The organism is Psychrobacter sp. NPDC078409 (assembly GCF_050268505.1).
Lineage (GTDB): Bacteria > Pseudomonadota > Gammaproteobacteria > Pseudomonadales > Moraxellaceae > Psychrobacter.
This window is the reverse complement of record NZ_JBNNGW010000003.1, coordinates 18,812-34,403: the sequence shown is the minus strand read 5'-3', so window position 1 is coordinate 34,403 and position 15,592 is coordinate 18,812. Positions and strand designations below refer to the sequence as shown.

Annotated in this window: 12 protein-coding genes; 4 read left to right on the top strand and 8 right to left on the bottom strand. The window is 43.8% G+C overall.

Going from position 1 to position 15,592, the window contains the following annotated elements:
* Window positions 1-207 precede the first annotated feature (207 nt).
* Window positions 208-1,008, top strand: a complete 801-nt coding sequence (locus ACQKC9_RS06175) for a lysophospholipid acyltransferase family protein (RefSeq protein ID WP_057758444.1) — start codon at window positions 208-210, stop codon at window positions 1,006-1,008.
* A 173-nt stretch (window positions 1,009-1,181) separates the two neighbouring features.
* Here the strand turns inward: ACQKC9_RS06175 and ACQKC9_RS06170 are convergent, their stop codons facing one another.
* Together ACQKC9_RS06170 and ACQKC9_RS06165 are read right to left on the bottom strand one after the other, a co-directional pair.
* Window positions 1,182-2,222, bottom strand: a complete 1,041-nt coding sequence (locus ACQKC9_RS06170; protein WP_201568509.1) for an aldo/keto reductase — start codon at window positions 2,220-2,222, stop codon at window positions 1,182-1,184.
* Between the two features lie 101 nt (window positions 2,223-2,323).
* A complete protein-coding gene (locus ACQKC9_RS06165) occupies window positions 2,324-2,821 on the bottom strand; it encodes an FKBP-type peptidyl-prolyl cis-trans isomerase (RefSeq protein WP_057758447.1) in 498 nt (165 codons plus the stop codon).
* Between the two features lie 183 nt (window positions 2,822-3,004).
* Here ACQKC9_RS06165 and ACQKC9_RS06160 point away from each other — a divergent pair, with 183 nt between their 5' ends.
* Entirely contained in the window at window positions 3,005-3,673 is a 669-nt protein-coding gene (locus tag ACQKC9_RS06160) for a DUF1294 domain-containing protein (RefSeq protein WP_427620980.1), read from the top strand.
* A gap of 145 nt (window positions 3,674-3,818) precedes the next feature.
* Here the strand turns inward: ACQKC9_RS06160 and lspA are convergent, their stop codons facing one another.
* The 4 genes from lspA to ACQKC9_RS06140 form a co-directional block, all read right to left on the bottom strand.
* Window positions 3,819-4,469 (bottom strand): signal peptidase II, encoded by a 651-nt coding sequence (lspA, locus tag ACQKC9_RS06155; RefSeq protein WP_427620978.1) that lies wholly within the window; start codon window positions 4,467-4,469, stop codon window positions 3,819-3,821.
* Window positions 4,462-7,323: an isoleucine--tRNA ligase gene (gene ileS, locus ACQKC9_RS06150; protein WP_427620976.1), complete on the bottom strand. Its 2,862-nt coding sequence runs from the start codon at window positions 7,321-7,323 to the stop codon at window positions 4,462-4,464. The genes lspA and ileS overlap by 8 nt, the downstream gene beginning before the upstream one ends.
* A gap of 450 nt (window positions 7,324-7,773) precedes the next feature.
* Window positions 7,774-8,322 (bottom strand): protein disulfide oxidoreductase, encoded by a 549-nt coding sequence (locus ACQKC9_RS06145; RefSeq protein ID WP_427620974.1) that lies wholly within the window; start codon window positions 8,320-8,322, stop codon window positions 7,774-7,776.
* 206 nt (window positions 8,323-8,528) lie between these two features.
* Window positions 8,529-10,166 (bottom strand): carbon-nitrogen hydrolase family protein, encoded by a 1,638-nt coding sequence (locus tag ACQKC9_RS06140; protein ID WP_102094613.1) that lies wholly within the window; start codon window positions 10,164-10,166, stop codon window positions 8,529-8,531.
* Window positions 10,167-10,703: 537 nt separating this feature from the next.
* Here ACQKC9_RS06140 and ACQKC9_RS06135 point away from each other — a divergent pair.
* The gene (locus ACQKC9_RS06135; RefSeq protein ID WP_201568524.1) at window positions 10,704-11,333 is read left to right on the top strand and encodes a BLUF domain-containing protein; all 630 of its coding nucleotides are present in this window, start codon (window positions 10,704-10,706) and stop codon (window positions 11,331-11,333) included.
* An 89-nt stretch (window positions 11,334-11,422) separates the two neighbouring features.
* On the opposite strand, the gene ACQKC9_RS06130 is transcribed toward ACQKC9_RS06135, so the two are convergent.
* On the bottom strand, window positions 11,423-12,865 hold the full coding sequence (locus ACQKC9_RS06130) for an FAD-binding oxidoreductase (RefSeq protein ID WP_427620973.1): 1,443 nt from the start codon (window positions 12,863-12,865) through the stop codon (window positions 11,423-11,425).
* 335 nt (window positions 12,866-13,200) lie between these two features.
* Between ACQKC9_RS06130 and serA the strand changes: the two genes are divergently transcribed.
* Window positions 13,201-14,427 carry a phosphoglycerate dehydrogenase gene (gene serA, locus ACQKC9_RS06125; RefSeq protein ID WP_201547948.1) on the top strand — a complete coding sequence of 409 codons (1,227 nt, stop codon included), beginning with the start codon at window positions 13,201-13,203 and terminating at the stop codon, window positions 14,425-14,427.
* An 89-nt stretch (window positions 14,428-14,516) separates the two neighbouring features.
* Here the strand turns inward: serA and ACQKC9_RS06120 are convergent, their stop codons facing one another.
* On the bottom strand, window positions 14,517-15,590 hold the full coding sequence (locus ACQKC9_RS06120; RefSeq protein ID WP_427620971.1) for a rhodanese-related sulfurtransferase: 1,074 nt from the start codon (window positions 15,588-15,590) through the stop codon (window positions 14,517-14,519).
* Between the last annotated feature and the right edge of the window lie 2 nt (window positions 15,591-15,592).

Sequence of the window (15,592 nt, the reverse complement as noted above, 5' to 3'; positions counted from 1 at the left end):
TGATATTAAAGCGTATTAGCATAATTAGCGATGGTTTTATGTTACAGCGTTTGCTGCGGATAATTTTTTATAAATCTGCTTTATTACCCGTTTGTATAAAAGTCGGCACTCACTGAGTGAACAAGCTATCACTGAGTGTGCTAACTTTGTTATACTGAGCTCGTTTTTTGACTATTAAACACCCGTTATTTAATCATGAGGGCGAAGATGAGCCAAGCTAAATCAAGCTTTTCACTCAGACGACAGTTAAGCCGAGGCCGCCAGGTTGCTGGTATGACCACGACCATGGTCGGTGGCATACGCGCGGCAAAGCGTATTGGTGCCTTTAAGCAGCCACCACGCGAAACCCTACCACGCTATATCCAGACATTCTGCCGTAAGATGGCAGGCTCTTTTGGGGTTAAAGTAGTAGAAGTGGAACCTGTAGAGCAGTTCCATGGCTTATGGGTATCGAATCACGTGTCATGGATGGATATCCCTGTCGTTGGTACTGTGAGCCCAGCGTTCTTTTTATCAAAGGCTGAAATCGGTGAATGGCCTGTATTTGGCAAACTTGCCCATGCCGCAGGGACGCTTTTCATCGAGCGTGGCTCCGGTGATGCAAGCTCAGTATCGGCGCAGATTGCTGACTTTTTAGCCAAAGGTTTTTCGATTATTTTCTTTCCTGAGGCGACCACTACCAGTGGTAAAAAAGTAAAGCGCATTCATGGAACATTACTGCAAGCAGCCATTGATGCTGATGTGCCTATCAGACCGATTATCATCGCTTATGTCAATAAAGATGGCACACTAAGCGACGCATTGCCATACTATGGTAAGCTTACGATGAAAGAAAGCATGAAAAAAGTGCTCGATAGCAAAAACGTGACTGCTTATGTATTGCCACTTGCGCCTATAGATCCAGAAGGTCGTAACAAAAGCGAGCTGACCAATTTATTGCAAGCACGCATGAACGAAGGATTGGCTGAGCTGCACTCAAGAGTCCTTAGCGCACCAGTTGAAGACTGATTATTTACAGTTGAACTAGTTAGAGTTGAGCTAGTGTAGCTAATCTCAGCCAGTCAGTAAAAGGGCGCAAATCGAAACGATTTGCGCCCTTTTTTATAAGAGATTTAATAGAGCACGCATACTTTCATTTATTCAGCAGGCTCTATTAAGCTTTACTCTCTGTAAAAGACCAACTATGGCGATGGATTGGGCTGCTGTGTATGCACCGCTTCAATCGCTTCTAATACATCTGCTGTTAGCTCCACATTGACACTATCGATGTTTGATTTGAGTTGCTCGGTCGTCGTTGCCCCAATAATGTTGCTAGTGACAAAGTGACGAGAGTTTACAAAAGCCAATGACATCTGCGCCATGTCTAAACCTGCATCAGCAGCTATCTTAGCATATTGTTCAGTGGCTGATTTGGCTTGCTCGTTCACATAACGACCAAAACGATCATACATGGTCAAACGTGCGCCAGTTGGACGTTTACCATCAAGGTATTTGCCAGACAATACACCAAAACCAAGCGGTGAATATGCAAGTAGACCAACGTTTTCACGATGGGCAATCTCTGCCATACCGACTTCGTATAAACGGTTCAACAGGCTATATGGGTTTTGCACGGTAAGTGGTGGAATTAGGCCATTCTTATCTGCTTCCCATAGATAGCGCATCAGTCCCCACGCGGTATCATTCGATAGACCATAAGCACGAATACGACCTTTTTTGATCTCATCATTTAAGGCCTGAATAGTCTCTAAAAATGGGGTTAAATCGTCTAATGACTGTGCCGCCATCTCTTCATCATAGCCGCGCTGACCAAAGAAGTTGGCTTGACGCTCTGGCCAATGCAGCTGATAGATATCAATATAGTCTGTTTGTAGACGTTCCAAATTACCATCGATAGCGCTGCTGATATGCTCGGCGTTAAAGCGCGTTTGTCCATCACGCAAAAAGTTCATTGGTGATATTTTGCTGGCAAGAATGACTTTGTCACGTTGTTTGGTCTTGTTAAACCAAGTGCCCATAAAGCGTTCAGTATCGCCTTGTTTGTCTTTATCTGGTGGTGACGGGTACATCTCGGCGGTATCCCAAAAGTTCACACCTTCACTGAGTGCCATGTCCATTTGCTCATGTGCTTCGGACTCAGTATTTTGCTGTCCCCATGTCATCGTGCCTAGACAGATTTTAGATACTTTTTCATCGAGTTGCGGTAACGTTTGATACTGCATATAAGTCTCCCTTTTGATTTTTTTTCATCGATATTAATTTTTATCGTCGCGAGCTTTTATCTTAGTTAATGTCTAACGAGTTTTTGATAGTTTTTAAATGACTACATTAACTTAATGCCTGTGACACCGGGCGGTGTGACTTTAAAGATTTTTACTTTGAATAATACGTCTTGTCCTGCCAGTGGGTGGTTAAAGTCTACTTCGACTTGGTCTTCATCGATGGCACTAATCGTACCGGGCAAGGTGTTTTTACCTTTGTCTTCGAACTCAACCATCATGCCAATTTCTGGATTGTCAGCGACTAGCGCAAACTGAGTACGGCTAAAATGTTGGATGTTTTCAGGATTCCACTCACCAAATGCTTGCTCTGGCTCAAGGTGTGCGGTGCGAGTATCACCGGCGCGTAGATTCATCAGTACTTGCTCAAAGCCAGGTAACAAGCTCTCATCACCAATGGTCAAAGACACAGGTGCATCACGATTAAAAGTTGAGTCGATGATGGTGCCGTTTTCTAGTGAAACTTCAAAGTGCAGCTTAACGAGGCTACCATGAGCGATACGAGTGTCTTCGTTTGGATTAATAAATTGAGATTGAGTCATAATAAAAAGCCATCGGTTGCTAGAATAAAAGAATAGAAAATAATGAGTTTGATTGCAGTCTTTTTAATTGCCGTATTATCGTGTAAGAAATAATAAGCCATCTAAGGCCAGATGTAAGCGTCAATAATGTAACGCAGATGGTGTACTATAATTGGCAATTCTAAAAGATATGAGGTGTCGGTAGTGAATAAACAACAAGGCACTGTCAAAAAATGGCAGGATGATAAAGGGTTTGGCTTTATTGAAACTGAAGCAGGCGAGTCTGTCTTCTTTCATATAAGTGAGTTTAAGGCTCAGCGCCGTCCTGATATCGGTGAGGCAGTGGTCTTTAGCATTGGACAAGATGCGGAGGGACGCAAGCGAGCCACGCAAGTACAAGAACTTGGGTTCGTAAAACAAAAAATGGCACAAAAAAATCAGCAGATCCGTCATCGCAATCAGAAACGTAGCCATCAGGCAGAGTTTGAAGCAGGTCAAAAGAAACGTTCGTTTCTTGGACTGGCTTTTTATGGCGTTTTAGTTTTATTAGCAGCGACAGATAAACTGAGCTGGCTAGTGGTCGGCTGGTACGTCGTGCTAGGGATTATTACTTATGGCATGTATGCCAAAGACAAAGCTGCTGCGCAAAGTGGCGACTGGCGTACGCCTGAGTCTACATTACATATACTAAGCGCGCTTGGCGGTTGGGTAGGTGCGCTATTGGCTCAGACGTATCTGCGTCACAAATCACAAAAACCCGAGTTTCGAGTGACTTATTATTTGACCGTTGTCATCAATATGGCAGGGCTATTGTTTTTATTGGCAGGTGGTGGCTTAGAGACTGTCACTGATTTATTAACAGAGTATCTATAACTATATTATAGATACTGCTATGGTTGGTGACATCAATGTTTATATAAAAAATTGTTTTTAATAGCAGATAAAAAAAGGTGGGTTACGACTGCGTAACCCACCTTTTCAATTTATAAATTGAACTATTATCTCTAGCTATAGACGGTTATGAACGTGACATTTCACGCTTCTTTTCCAAAAACAGCATGTCAATGACAATCAATAATACACCGATAGAAATACCAATATCCGCGATATTAAAAATCGGATAATGCCAAACATCAGCATAATGCACATGGATAAAATCAATCACATGACCATGCAACAAGCGGTCGATTAAATTACCAACTGCACCGCCCAATACTAAGGCTAGGCCGAAAGATAACAGTTTGGCTTTGCGTGGTGCTTTAATCAGATAGATGATTAGAAATAGCGACATTAGTAAAGCCAGTCCTGAAAAAAACCACTTCTGCCAACCGCCAGCATCTGCCAAAAAGCTAAATGCCGCGCCGTAGTTATAAGCCAATGTCCAATTGAGAAATGGCTCAATCACCGGCACTGGATCATGAAAGGTCAGTTTGGTTTCTGCCAGCCATTTAGTCCACTGATCGATAATGACAACAACCAATGCCAATATATACCATACAAAAGCACGACTGCCATTGGCCACCAGCTTTGGTGTCCTATTTGTTGACTTGGTCAGGCGACTTCTAGGTGTAGTCGAGCTACCTGTGGTTGCATGAGCAGGCTTAGGCGAATGGTCAACCTCAACCTGCGAGTCGTGCTGGCTTTCAGGTGAGTCTGTTGGGTTAGGCATAGTGACGTACCTCGCCATCGCCACTGACATTGGTCACGCAGCGCGCGCATAGTTCAGGGTGTGCGCTATCTGTACCGATGTCATCACGAATGTGCCAGCAGCGTACGCACTTAGTACCAGTAGCCGCGCTTACTTGTACCACTAAATCTACAGCATCTTCGGTATTGGTGTCGGTCGCTTCTGCTGTCTGTGTAATGCTATCAGCAGGTGCTTCGCTCATTGGCTTTAGTGCAGCGTTACTAGTAATTAGTACAAAACGAAGTTCTTCATCAAGCTTGGCTAAGCTCTCATACATTGCACCGTCAGCGTATAGATTTACGTCAGCAGACAAGTTGGCATTGATGATTTTTTCGCCACGTGCAGTTTCGATATGTTTGTTCACCATGTCTTTTGCGAACATGATGCGCTGCCAGTCATCGTTGCTGATAGCACTTAGCTCAAACGCTGGGAACTCATACCACTCTTGAGTGAATACATAGCCGCCTTTATCTGCATCACGTTGGTTCAGTACTTCCCATGCCTCTTGCGCCGTGAATGACAAGATTGGGGTAATCCAGCGAATCAGCGCATGAGTGATATGGTAGATAGCCGTCTGTGCAGAACGACGAGGCTGTCCATCCGCCTGCGTGGTGTACTGGCGATCCTTGATAATATCTAGATAGAAGCTACCCAAATCTTGCGAGCAAAACGCCGTCACGTGCTGAGTGACTTGGTGAAAGTCCATCGCATCATAAGCGCTAATGATTTGCGCTTGGACGGTTTGTGCGCGCTCAATGATGAATTTATCAAGGCTAACCAATTCATTGATATCAATGCTGTCGGTAGCTGGATTGAAGTCATCGGTATTGGCAAGCAAGAAACGTAAGGTGTTACGGATACGGCGATACATATCGATCGCACCTTTAAAGACCGTCTTACCTGCGCTCATCTCATAACGATAGTCACTTGAAGCAATCCATAGACGCAGCATGTCTGCACCTGTCTTATTGATTTCTTCTTGTGGGGTGATGATATTGCCAAGTGACTTACTCATCTTGCGACCATTTTCATCAACGACAAAGCCATGGGTCAGTACTTGCTTAAACGGTGGGCGCTCATACATCGCTTCTGACGTTAGCAGTGACGTCTGGAACCAACCACGATGCTGGTCAGAACCTTCTAAATACATATCAGCTGGATTGGTCAACTCTTCACGTTGATCAAGTACCGCAAAATGCGTCGTGCCTGAGTCAAACCAAACGTCCAATGTGTCAGTTGCTTTGTCATAGTCAGCGGCTTCACTACCTAAGAAGTCTTCACAGCTAGCATCAAACCACGCTTCTACGCCGCCTTCATTGATTTTTTGCGCCGCAGTTTCCATCAGCTCAAGCGTGTTTGGATGCAGCTCGCCGGTTTCTTTGTGCGTAAAGAAGGTAATCGGCACGCCCCACGTACGCTGACGCGAGATACACCAATCAGGACGACCCGTCATCATTGATTCGATACGGTTTTGTCCCCACGCTGGCGTCCAACTTACTGATGGAATATCAGCAAGCGCGCGAGCACGTAAGCCTTTGGTTTCCATGTTGATAAACCACTGAGGCGTAGCACGGAAAATGATTGGTGACTTATGACGCCAGCAATGCGGATAGCTATGCTCAATTTTGGTATGGCTAATTAGATGGCCATTGTCATGTAGGGCAGCGATGATTTTTGGATTTGCTTTATAGATGTGCTCGCCGGCAAATACAGCAGCGCTATCTAAATAAACGCCCGTACCGCTTACTGGGTTTTCCACTGGTAAGTTGTATTTTAGACCAACGATATAATCGTCTAAACCGTGACCAGGTGCGGTATGTACCAGACCAGTACCACTATCAGTAGTCACATGGTCGCCCAAAATGAGCGGTACTTGACGGTCTGCAATCAGTGGATGTTGTGCATGTAAGCCTTCAAGCTCGCTACCTGATACAGTTGCTAGGATGCCGTTATTTTCTAATTTAAGTTCACTTAACGCAGTTTCTACAAGATCCGCTGCGAGTAGTAGGTTGCCTTTTTCAGTAGCGACCACGCTATAGTTATGCTCAGGATGTACTGAGATAGCTTGGTTGGCAGGTAGTGTCCATGGCGTGGTAGTCCAAATAACAGCAGCGATATTGCCCGCTATTTCAGCCAATGCAGCTACTTTGTCCGTACCGAGCACATCAAAGCTGACATAGATCGCGTCAGAGACTTTGTCTTGATATTCTACTTCTGCTTCTGCTAGGGCAGAGCTACAGTCCAAGCACCAGTTGACCGGCTTCATACCGCGAGTCACATGACCATTGTCATAGATTTTGGCAAGCGCAAGTACGATGTTGGCTTCTTGATGGAAGTTCATGGTCAGATAAGGGTTGTCCCAATCACCAAACACACCTAGACGCTTGAAGTCTGCTTTTTGCAATTCAATTTGAGTACTCGCATATTCGCGGCATAGACCACGGAATTCGGTCGCAGAAACTTTTTGACCAACTTTACCGACCTTGGCTTCGACTTTTTGTTCGATTGGCAGACCATGACAATCCCAACCAGGGACATAAGGCGCATCAAATCCTGACAAGGTTTTTGATTTTACAATAATGTCTTTTAGTACTTTATTGACTGCGTGACCCAAGTGAATCTGACCGTTGGCGTATGGAGGGCCATCGTGCAAAATATATTTGGTTGCACCAGCACGCGCCTGACGAATTTTACCGTACACGTCATCTGCTTCCCAAGCCGCAAGCCAATCTGGCTCGCGTTTAGCAAGGTTTGCGCGCATCGCAAATGGCGTATCCGCAAGGTTCAGCGTGTCTTTGTAATCTTGGCTTGGTGTGTCAGTGCTTTTATCAGTCATAGAAGGTATCTTTTTAAAAGGTAGGTTTGTGTGTCGGTTCAAAACCGGATACAAGGCTCGATGTTCAATGTAGTTCAATATAGTACTGAAGGTTACACGGTATTGATAATGCTTAATTACGAATAGTAGGTATATTGCTCATCATAGTCGGTTTATCAACCATCATGTCAATAAATACCCATTGTCGCTCATTAGTCGGTAAATAGTTACGTCAATAATAAATGGTAACGAGACGATTGCAACATAAAATATGCTAGTAAAAATAATTCAAAAAAAGATTTAGATCGGCAGCTATTATATGACAAAAAGGGTAGGGTAAAAAGAGCTGTGCGAGGTCAGTCCAATTTTGTCCAATATCAATCGTTTATCTGTGTTGTATATCCTCAGCACGGACGTAGCTATAATCTCCTTACATAATGATTTATTGAAACATAAAGTACGACTCAAGTGCTAAAAAACAGATGCTAACCATAAGCGCAGTTTCAATGACCATAATGGCTGAATCCCTGTTAGCCCCTGTATCATCTCGCCATTTTCTAATACCACATAAGATGGTGTGACTTGTCCTTGCCAATCTGCAAAGATATTGCCTTGTTGATCATTTATGGTGGTGAAATCAAACTGATGCTGATCGAGATAGCTGCGTAATTCCTGATTTGAGCCTGACTGTACGGCAACAGTGACCACGGGATAATTATCTGCTGCTAGTTTACTGATGGTGGGCGAGGTAAAGCTGCAGACTGAACACCACGTACCCCAGAAATATACCAATGTAGGCTGCTCATGACTCATCGCTGCTAGGTCGATAGTTTGTCCTTGGTAATCGGTCAGTTGCAACTGAGGGTTGGCAGGCATGACAGGCTGTCGCCACCAATTGACCACGCTATAGATCACGACAAACATGAGACCGTATAGCATTATCGTTTTAAGTATCGAAATTATCTTCGGCTTCGGCTGCTTCTTTGGCTTTACTTCTGTTTGCTTAATATCAGTCGTCATGACATCCGCTTTTTAGTTTGCATACTTTTTTCAGTTATTTTCAAATGATGGCCTATCGTCACTACTTATCTTATCGTGATTGCCCATATGATCATTGCACAAAGAGTAGACAGTAGATAAAAATAAACGGCTGAAAATCAGCCGTGTTATTTATAAAGTCTACTATAAGTGTGTGACGTCAACCGACCATAACTAACTACAATTAACTACGGCTTTTGCGCTCGGTTTTGTAATGGATCACCAATCAGTACGCTGCCTGAATTTTCACGGCGCTGCTCATCACTCAATTTGCTTGCTGGCACTTTGGCTTTGCGCTTCCACTTTAAGCTGAACAAATCATCACGGCGGTCGATTAAGTTATGCACTGAGCCTTCATGACGAACGTGAGTCAGCTTGTCCAAGTTTACATCAGAAAAGAATACCATCTCAGTGTTGGCAGTGGTCTCTGCCATAATCGCATCATGCGGGAACGCAAAGTCCGACGGTGAAAAAATCGACGACTGAGCATACTGAATATCTAAGCTCTCAACTTGCGGTAAGTTACCGACTGAACCACAAATCATCACATAGCATTCGTTTTCGATAGCACGGGCTTGTGCACAGTGGCGGACACGTAGATATCCGTTTTTGGTATCAGTCCAGAAGGGCACAAACAAGATATCCATGTCATCAAGTGCCATGAGACGTGCAAGCTCAGGGAACTCAACATCGTAGCAGACCAAGATGCCGATACGACCCGCATCCGTGTCGAATACTTTGACTTCATCGCCACCTTCGATTACCCAAGCGCTACGCTCATGCGGAGTAATATGAATTTTGCGTTGCTCTTCAACCGTACCATCACGGCGGCACAGATAGCTGACGTTGTATAAGGTATCGTCTTCGTCTAGTAACGGCATTGAACCGGTAATGACGTTGACGTTATAACTGACGGCTAAATGCGAGATTTCATTTTTGAACCACTCGGTATAGCCAGCCAAAAATCGAATGGCAATATTTTGATCGGTTTCTTCGCATAGACCCATCAATGGCGCATTGAAAAACTCAGGTAAGCAGGCAAAGTCCGAGTTGTAGTCAGCCATGATATCGACAAAGAACTCAACCTGTTGCAATAATTCTTCAGGTGATTCGACTTCACGCATCTGCCACTGAATACCACCAATACGCACTTCAGATTTGCGAGTATTAGGCTTATAGTCTTTAGGCTCGTAGTAGATATTTGCCCACTCAAGTAAGGTAGCAAAGCCTTTTGATTGTTTGTCATCTGGCAGATAAGCGGTCAAAATACGTTTAACGATAAAGCCATTAGATAGCTGAAAAGACAGCGCTGAATCGTGAATTTCACGGCTTTCAACGGCATCAATATATTCGCCTGGAGTCAGATCTTTATGGTTATGATAATTAGGTATGCGTCCGCCAGCTAAGATAGCGCGGAAATTCAACTGTCGGCATAGCTCCTTGCGTGCATCATACAGACGACGACCGAGACGGTAGCCGCGATAATCAGGGTCAATGAGTGCATCCAAACCATAAATGGCATCACCTTCTGGATTGTCTCTAATGATTTCTTTTTGCCCAATCAAATCGTCATAAGTGTGCGGGTTTGAAAACTTGGCATAGTCAACGCGCATGGAGAGCACGATACCAATCAGCTGATCATGATCAAACAAGGCAATCTGACCTTCCGGAAAAGCGTCAATCAAAGTATGAATGGTTGTCTTTGACCAAGCGCCACCCAAGTTTACATAGACACGATCCATCAATGCTTTTAATTGTGGATAATCTTTTTTCTTAATCTCAGCAATCGTGAGGTGAAAATCATCTAGTTTTTCCATCTTACTCATAAGTTTCCTGTTTTAAATAGCTATTGAATGTAGTGGTATCACATAATGGTGTCATGGCACATTGATGTACCGATTTTTGTGCAAAAAAGTAATAAAAACATTCCAATAGGAAGATATTGTCGTTACAATAATTTATTGCCGTATTTACAATAGGTTATGTTGATATCTTAGACTGTTTTACTCATTATGTTTGGTGCTTGTTTCGACTAACGTAGAGGGCTAAAGGATAGCGACTGCCACAATCTACATCACTCTATACCTATAGGGTTTGTAAACATCGATAAGCGCACAACTCTGCACTATCATTGTACCTACGACTGTCTTGCTATTTATTATCTCAATATAGAATCTAAATAATATCTATCAGCACCTTTTGTTTTGCTTGTTATCATAGCAAGCTGTAACGGTAATAACAGTCTCACGTAGTAAATATTTGCTACGTTTTTGTGAGTCAATTTTTTGGTTCAACTCAGGCATAGTATTGTGTTGCTTGTTTCGTTTAGCCGTATCTCATCGGCTTCTTAGGATTATTTTATTATGCCTTTAAATCATACCAATAGAATCATGAAGTGGGATGACATAGATGACTCCGCTTTGGTTCAGTTGGTTTATGTCAGTACGCTGACTCTTGGCTCGCGTTTGAGCACCTCCATCTTTGATGAAGTAGAAGGCCACGCACGTAACTACAATCAGCAGCATAACATCACAGGCACGCTATGCTACGGTAATGGTCACTTCTTGCAATGTATTGAAGGCAAAAAATCAGACGTATTTGCTTTGCAAGAGCGTATCTTTGTAGATAGTCGTCATAAAAATGTAGAAGTGTTGCTATTACAAGTCATCAATCATCGCAGCTTTGCCGACTGGCGTATGCGCTTGCTGTTTTTAGAGCGTTGGTTATGGTCTCCCGCGACCAAGAAACAGGCTGTACAACTATCTCCGTTTTTACCATTTGCGCCGCACGGCTGGTCATCTGATCGGACTGAGCAGTTTTTGCAAATTATCAAAACTTTCGATAGTCCACCTCATATTAAGGCGGCAGGTATTACTTATAATGCATTGGGTAATATGGTACGTCATATCGCGGCACCGCATCAGGCGTTTCTGATTATTCAAGGGTTTTTGAGCATATTACTGGTCGTTGCGCTGATACTGTTATATTTATAAATCGTAGTTTTTGCGAATTATAAAGCAATAAAAAAGACGCTAGCCTTTCGGTTTAGCGTCTTTTTTGGGTTAAGCGTTTGGAGTGCTCATCACATATCAAAAATTTTACCACGGTTCATAATGTTGTTTGGATCGAATACTTTTTTGACTTCCTTTAGGTACTCAATCTCAGTCTCACTACGGCTATAGTGCAGATACGGCTTCTTCGTCATACCAACCCCATGCTCAGCAGACACTGAACCCCCATATTTTTGTACCGTCTCAAATACATACTTATTGACAACCTGACACTCAGCAAAGAAATCATCTTTGCTCATGTTCTCAGGTTTTAAGATATTCAGATGCAAATTACCATCGCCGATATGACCGAACCAACAAACTTCAAAGTCAGGATAGTTACTGCTGACAATGTGATCAATCTCTTCGATAAAGGTCGGTACGTGGCTTATTAGCACCGATACATCGTTTTTGTAAGGGGTAAAGACTGAGATGGTTTCTGAGATATACTCACGTAGCTTCCACAGTTCTGCCGCTTGTGTGAGATTTTGGCTCATAACCCCATCGACGACCCAACCTTGCTCCATACAATGCTCAAATATGGCCATCGCTTTGTCCATGATTGGCTCATAAGGCGCTTCAAACTCTAATAGCGTATAAAACTTGGTACGTGATTCAAACGGCTCTTGTACTTGACCATGTGCCATCAGCTTATCAATGGCTACATCGTCAAAGAATTCAAAAGCGGTCAAATCAATTTGTGCTTGAAAGGCAGAGAGTACGTTCATGACGTCATTGAAGCTGTCCATGCCAAGCACCATGACGTTTAAATCTTGTGGCTGACGCTCAAGCTTGATTTGCGCATGAGTGACAAGGCCAAGCGTGCCTTCACTACCGATGAATAGTTGGCGCAGGTCATAACCGGTGGCGTTCTTTACCATGCCGCGATTCAGCTGCAAGATATCGCCTTTACCTGTGACAACAGTCAGACCCATGATCCATTGACGAGTCATGCCATAGCGAATGACTTTGATACCGCCAGCATTGGTGCCGATGTTACCACCCATTTGACTAGAGCCTGCTGAGGCAAAGTCGACAGGATAGTACAGGTCTTTTGATTCTGCGAACTGTTGCAGCTGTTCGGTAATGACGCCGGCTTCAATCTCGACGATACGGTCGGCTGGATAAAACTGGCCAATCTGATTCATTTTATCCATACTAACGACGATTTCGCCATTGGCGGCAACTGCGCCTGCAGAGAGTCCAGTACGACCACCACTAGGGGTAAGGACGACATTGTGCTCATTAGCAAGCAGGACAATCGCTTGAACTTGCTCAGTAGTCTTTGGAAAGACGATGGCTGCTGCTGCGGGGGCGAAGTGCTTGGTCCAGTCTTTGCCCCAGTGCTCTAAGCTTTCGGCATCGGTCTTTATTTGGCTGGGATCGAATTGATGAGTGTCAGTCAGCGTGCTTAGGATCGTTTGCACAGCGTTGGTATGGGCTTGGGAGGTGGACTGTTCGGTAGTTAGCGTCATGGTCAAATCTCAATATTAGCGTAAGCACGATGTTGGGACTGTTTATTATATAGCGAAATGACTATAAATTCAGTGAGGAGTCGGCTTGTGATGGCAATAAGTGGGTGATAGTTTTTAAATAGAAAAGGAGACAAACAATAAAAAGTGGTTTGTTTGATTTCAAACCGAATGATTCACTATAGCATAAAAATTTTTCAGGCTTGATAATCAATAATTCATCTAATCTGCTAACATCGGCGTCAAATTTTGTGTAAGATATCGGGACTGTTTTCGTTTCATCCATCACAGATTATCTAACAGTTAATCTTATAAAACAATTATAGGACAGTTCTCATATGGCGTTATCACTACAAAAAGACAAAATCCGGTTTTTATTGCTTGAAGGTCTACATGACAATGCCCTAAAAGTATTGGAAGGCGCTGGTTATCACAACATCGAGAATATCAGTCACGCCTTAGATCAAGACGAGCTGATTGAAAAGATCAAAGATGCTCACTTTATCGGTATTCGTTCGCGCACTCAGTTGACGCGTGAAGTACTTGAGCACGCACACAAGCTTATCGGCATTGGTTGCTTTTGTATTGGTACCAACCAAGTAGATTTAGATGCCGCTCGTGATCTTGGTATCCCTGTTTTTAACGCGCCATTTTCGAACACTCGTTCGGTAGCTGAGCTAGTATTGGCAGAAGCCATTATGCTGTATCGCGGTATTCCTGAAAAGAATGCAACTGTACATCGCGGTGGCTGGGGCAAGTCTGCAACCAACTCACACGAAGTACGTGGCAAGACTATCGGTATCGTCGGTTATGGCTCTATCGGCTCGCAGCTGTCTGTCTTGGCAGAAAGCTTCGGTATGAAAGTCATTTATCATGATGCTGTGACCAAGTTGCCACTAGGCAACGCGGTACAGGTTGGTAGTCTAGAAGAGCTACTATCAACGGCTGACATCGTAACATTGCATGTACCTGATGTACCAAGCACTCGCTATATGATGAAAGCTGAGCAGTTCGCTCAGATGAAAGAAGGCAGCTACTTTATCAATGCGGCTCGCGGTACGTGCGTCGAGATTGATGATCTGGCGGATGCGCTTGAGTCTGGTAGAATCTTGGGCGCGGCTATTGATGTGTTCCCAAAAGAGCCAAAGTCAGCTGACGAAGAGTTTGAGTCACCACTACGTAAGTTTGATAATGTGATTTTGACGCCGCATATCGGTGGTTCAACACAAGAAGCACAGGCCAATATCGGACTGGAAGTAGCCGATAAGTTTGTTAGATACTCTGATCAAGGTGATACGGCGACGGCTGTGAACTTCCCAGAAGTTTCTATCCCGTTCAAAGAAAACTCGCATCGTCTACTACACATTCACAAAAACGTGCCAGGCGTACTGTCTCAGATTAACCGTTTGTTTGCTGAAGCTGGCATTAACATCCTAGCGCAGAGCCTGATGACAGAAGGTGATGTTGGTTATCTAGTAATGGATGTCGATTATAACGATTCGACTGCGGCACTCGATCAATTAAAAGATGTAGAAGAGACTATCCGCGTACGTATTCTGTTTTAATTGGTACGAATAGCTGATATAAAAAAGAGAGGCCCTATTCATTAGAGCCTCTCTTTTTTTGCTTCTTTTTTATTGTACTAATGACAAGCTTAGTTTGCTTTAGCGTTGTTTGCAGTTTCTGCTTGCAGACGAGCTTCCGTCTTAGCAGCTTTACGTTTTTCGATTACATCCATCACGTCGCTACCAATATGGGCTTCACCACGCTTCTTGGCTAGCTGCATTTGGTGCTCACGCTCACGGAAACGGGCTTTTTGCTCGTCGGTCGCTTTGTCGATACAGTGTGGGCATGACTCACCTTTGATATAGGCAGGGCTTTGCATCTCATCGACAGTGATAGGCATACGGCAAGCAAAACATTGCTCGTAGCTGCCTTTCTCTAAGTTATGGTTGACCGAAACTCGATTATCAAAAACAAAGCAGTCACCTTGCCACATAGAATCACTGGCAGGGACTTCTTCGAGGTATTTTAGGATGCCGCCTTCTAAATGATAGACCTCTTCAAACCCTTGCTCACGTAAATAGGCAGTAGATTTTTCGCAGCGGATACCACCTGTACAGAACATCGCAACTTTTTTATGCTTGGTTGGATCAAGCTCTTTTGAAACGTATTCTGGAAACTCGCGGAACGTTTCAGTGTTCGGATTGACTGCGTTTTGGAAAGTACCAATTTGCACTTCATAGTCGTTACGCGTGTCGATTAAGGTGACTTCAGGATCTGAGATCAACGCATTCCATTCGCTTGGTTTTACATAGCGACCAACGGATTCCAATGGGTCGATATTCTCGACACCCATAGTGACGATTTCTTTTTTTAGCTTCACCTTAGTACGATAAAAAGGCTGTGCGTCAGTATAGGACTCTTTAAAGGTAAACGTACCAATTGCCTCGATACTACGCAGGTAGTCAAGAACAGTATCGATAGCTTGACGCGTACCAGAAATCGTACCGTTAATGCCTTCGCTTGCAAGTAACAACGTACCTTTCACATCGTGATCGAGCATAGTGTTTAGTATGGGCTCACGATACTGTTCAAAATCAGCAAAGCGCGTGAACTTATATAGTGCAGCGACAACGATATTATTAGTCACACTATCGTATACAGGGGCTGAATTATTATCAGTTATCGCGGTTTCTTTGATATTACTATCTTGAGAGGTGCTCATGT

What these genes read in the sequence shown, in the direction of transcription:
- ACQKC9_RS06145 (WP_427620974.1), bottom strand. Translation starts at nt 8,322, where the DNA reads ATGACGACTGATATTAAGCAAACAGAAGTAAAGCCAAAGAAGCAGCCG.
- ACQKC9_RS06135 (WP_201568524.1), top strand. Translation starts at nt 10,704, where the DNA reads ATGCCTTTAAATCATACCAATAGAATCATGAAGTGGGATGACATAGAT.
- ACQKC9_RS06165 (WP_057758447.1), bottom strand. Translation starts at nt 2,821, where the DNA reads ATGACTCAATCTCAATTTATTAATCCAAACGAAGACACTCGTATCGCT.
- serA (WP_201547948.1), top strand. Translation starts at nt 13,201, where the DNA reads ATGGCGTTATCACTACAAAAAGACAAAATCCGGTTTTTATTGCTTGAA.
- ileS (WP_427620976.1), bottom strand. Translation starts at nt 7,323, where the DNA reads ATGACTGATAAAAGCACTGACACACCAAGCCAAGATTACAAAGACACG.
- ACQKC9_RS06120 (WP_427620971.1), bottom strand. Translation starts at nt 15,590, where the DNA reads ATGAGCACCTCTCAAGATAGTAATATCAAAGAAACCGCGATAACTGAT.
- lspA (WP_427620978.1), bottom strand. Translation starts at nt 4,469, where the DNA reads ATGCCTAACCCAACAGACTCACCTGAAAGCCAGCACGACTCGCAGGTT.
- ACQKC9_RS06170 (WP_201568509.1), bottom strand. Translation starts at nt 2,222, where the DNA reads ATGCAGTATCAAACGTTACCGCAACTCGATGAAAAAGTATCTAAAATC.
- ACQKC9_RS06130 (WP_427620973.1), bottom strand. Translation starts at nt 12,865, where the DNA reads ATGACGCTAACTACCGAACAGTCCACCTCCCAAGCCCATACCAACGCT.
- ACQKC9_RS06175 (WP_057758444.1), top strand. Translation starts at nt 208, where the DNA reads ATGAGCCAAGCTAAATCAAGCTTTTCACTCAGACGACAGTTAAGCCGA.
- ACQKC9_RS06140 (WP_102094613.1), bottom strand. Translation starts at nt 10,166, where the DNA reads ATGAGTAAGATGGAAAAACTAGATGATTTTCACCTCACGATTGCTGAG.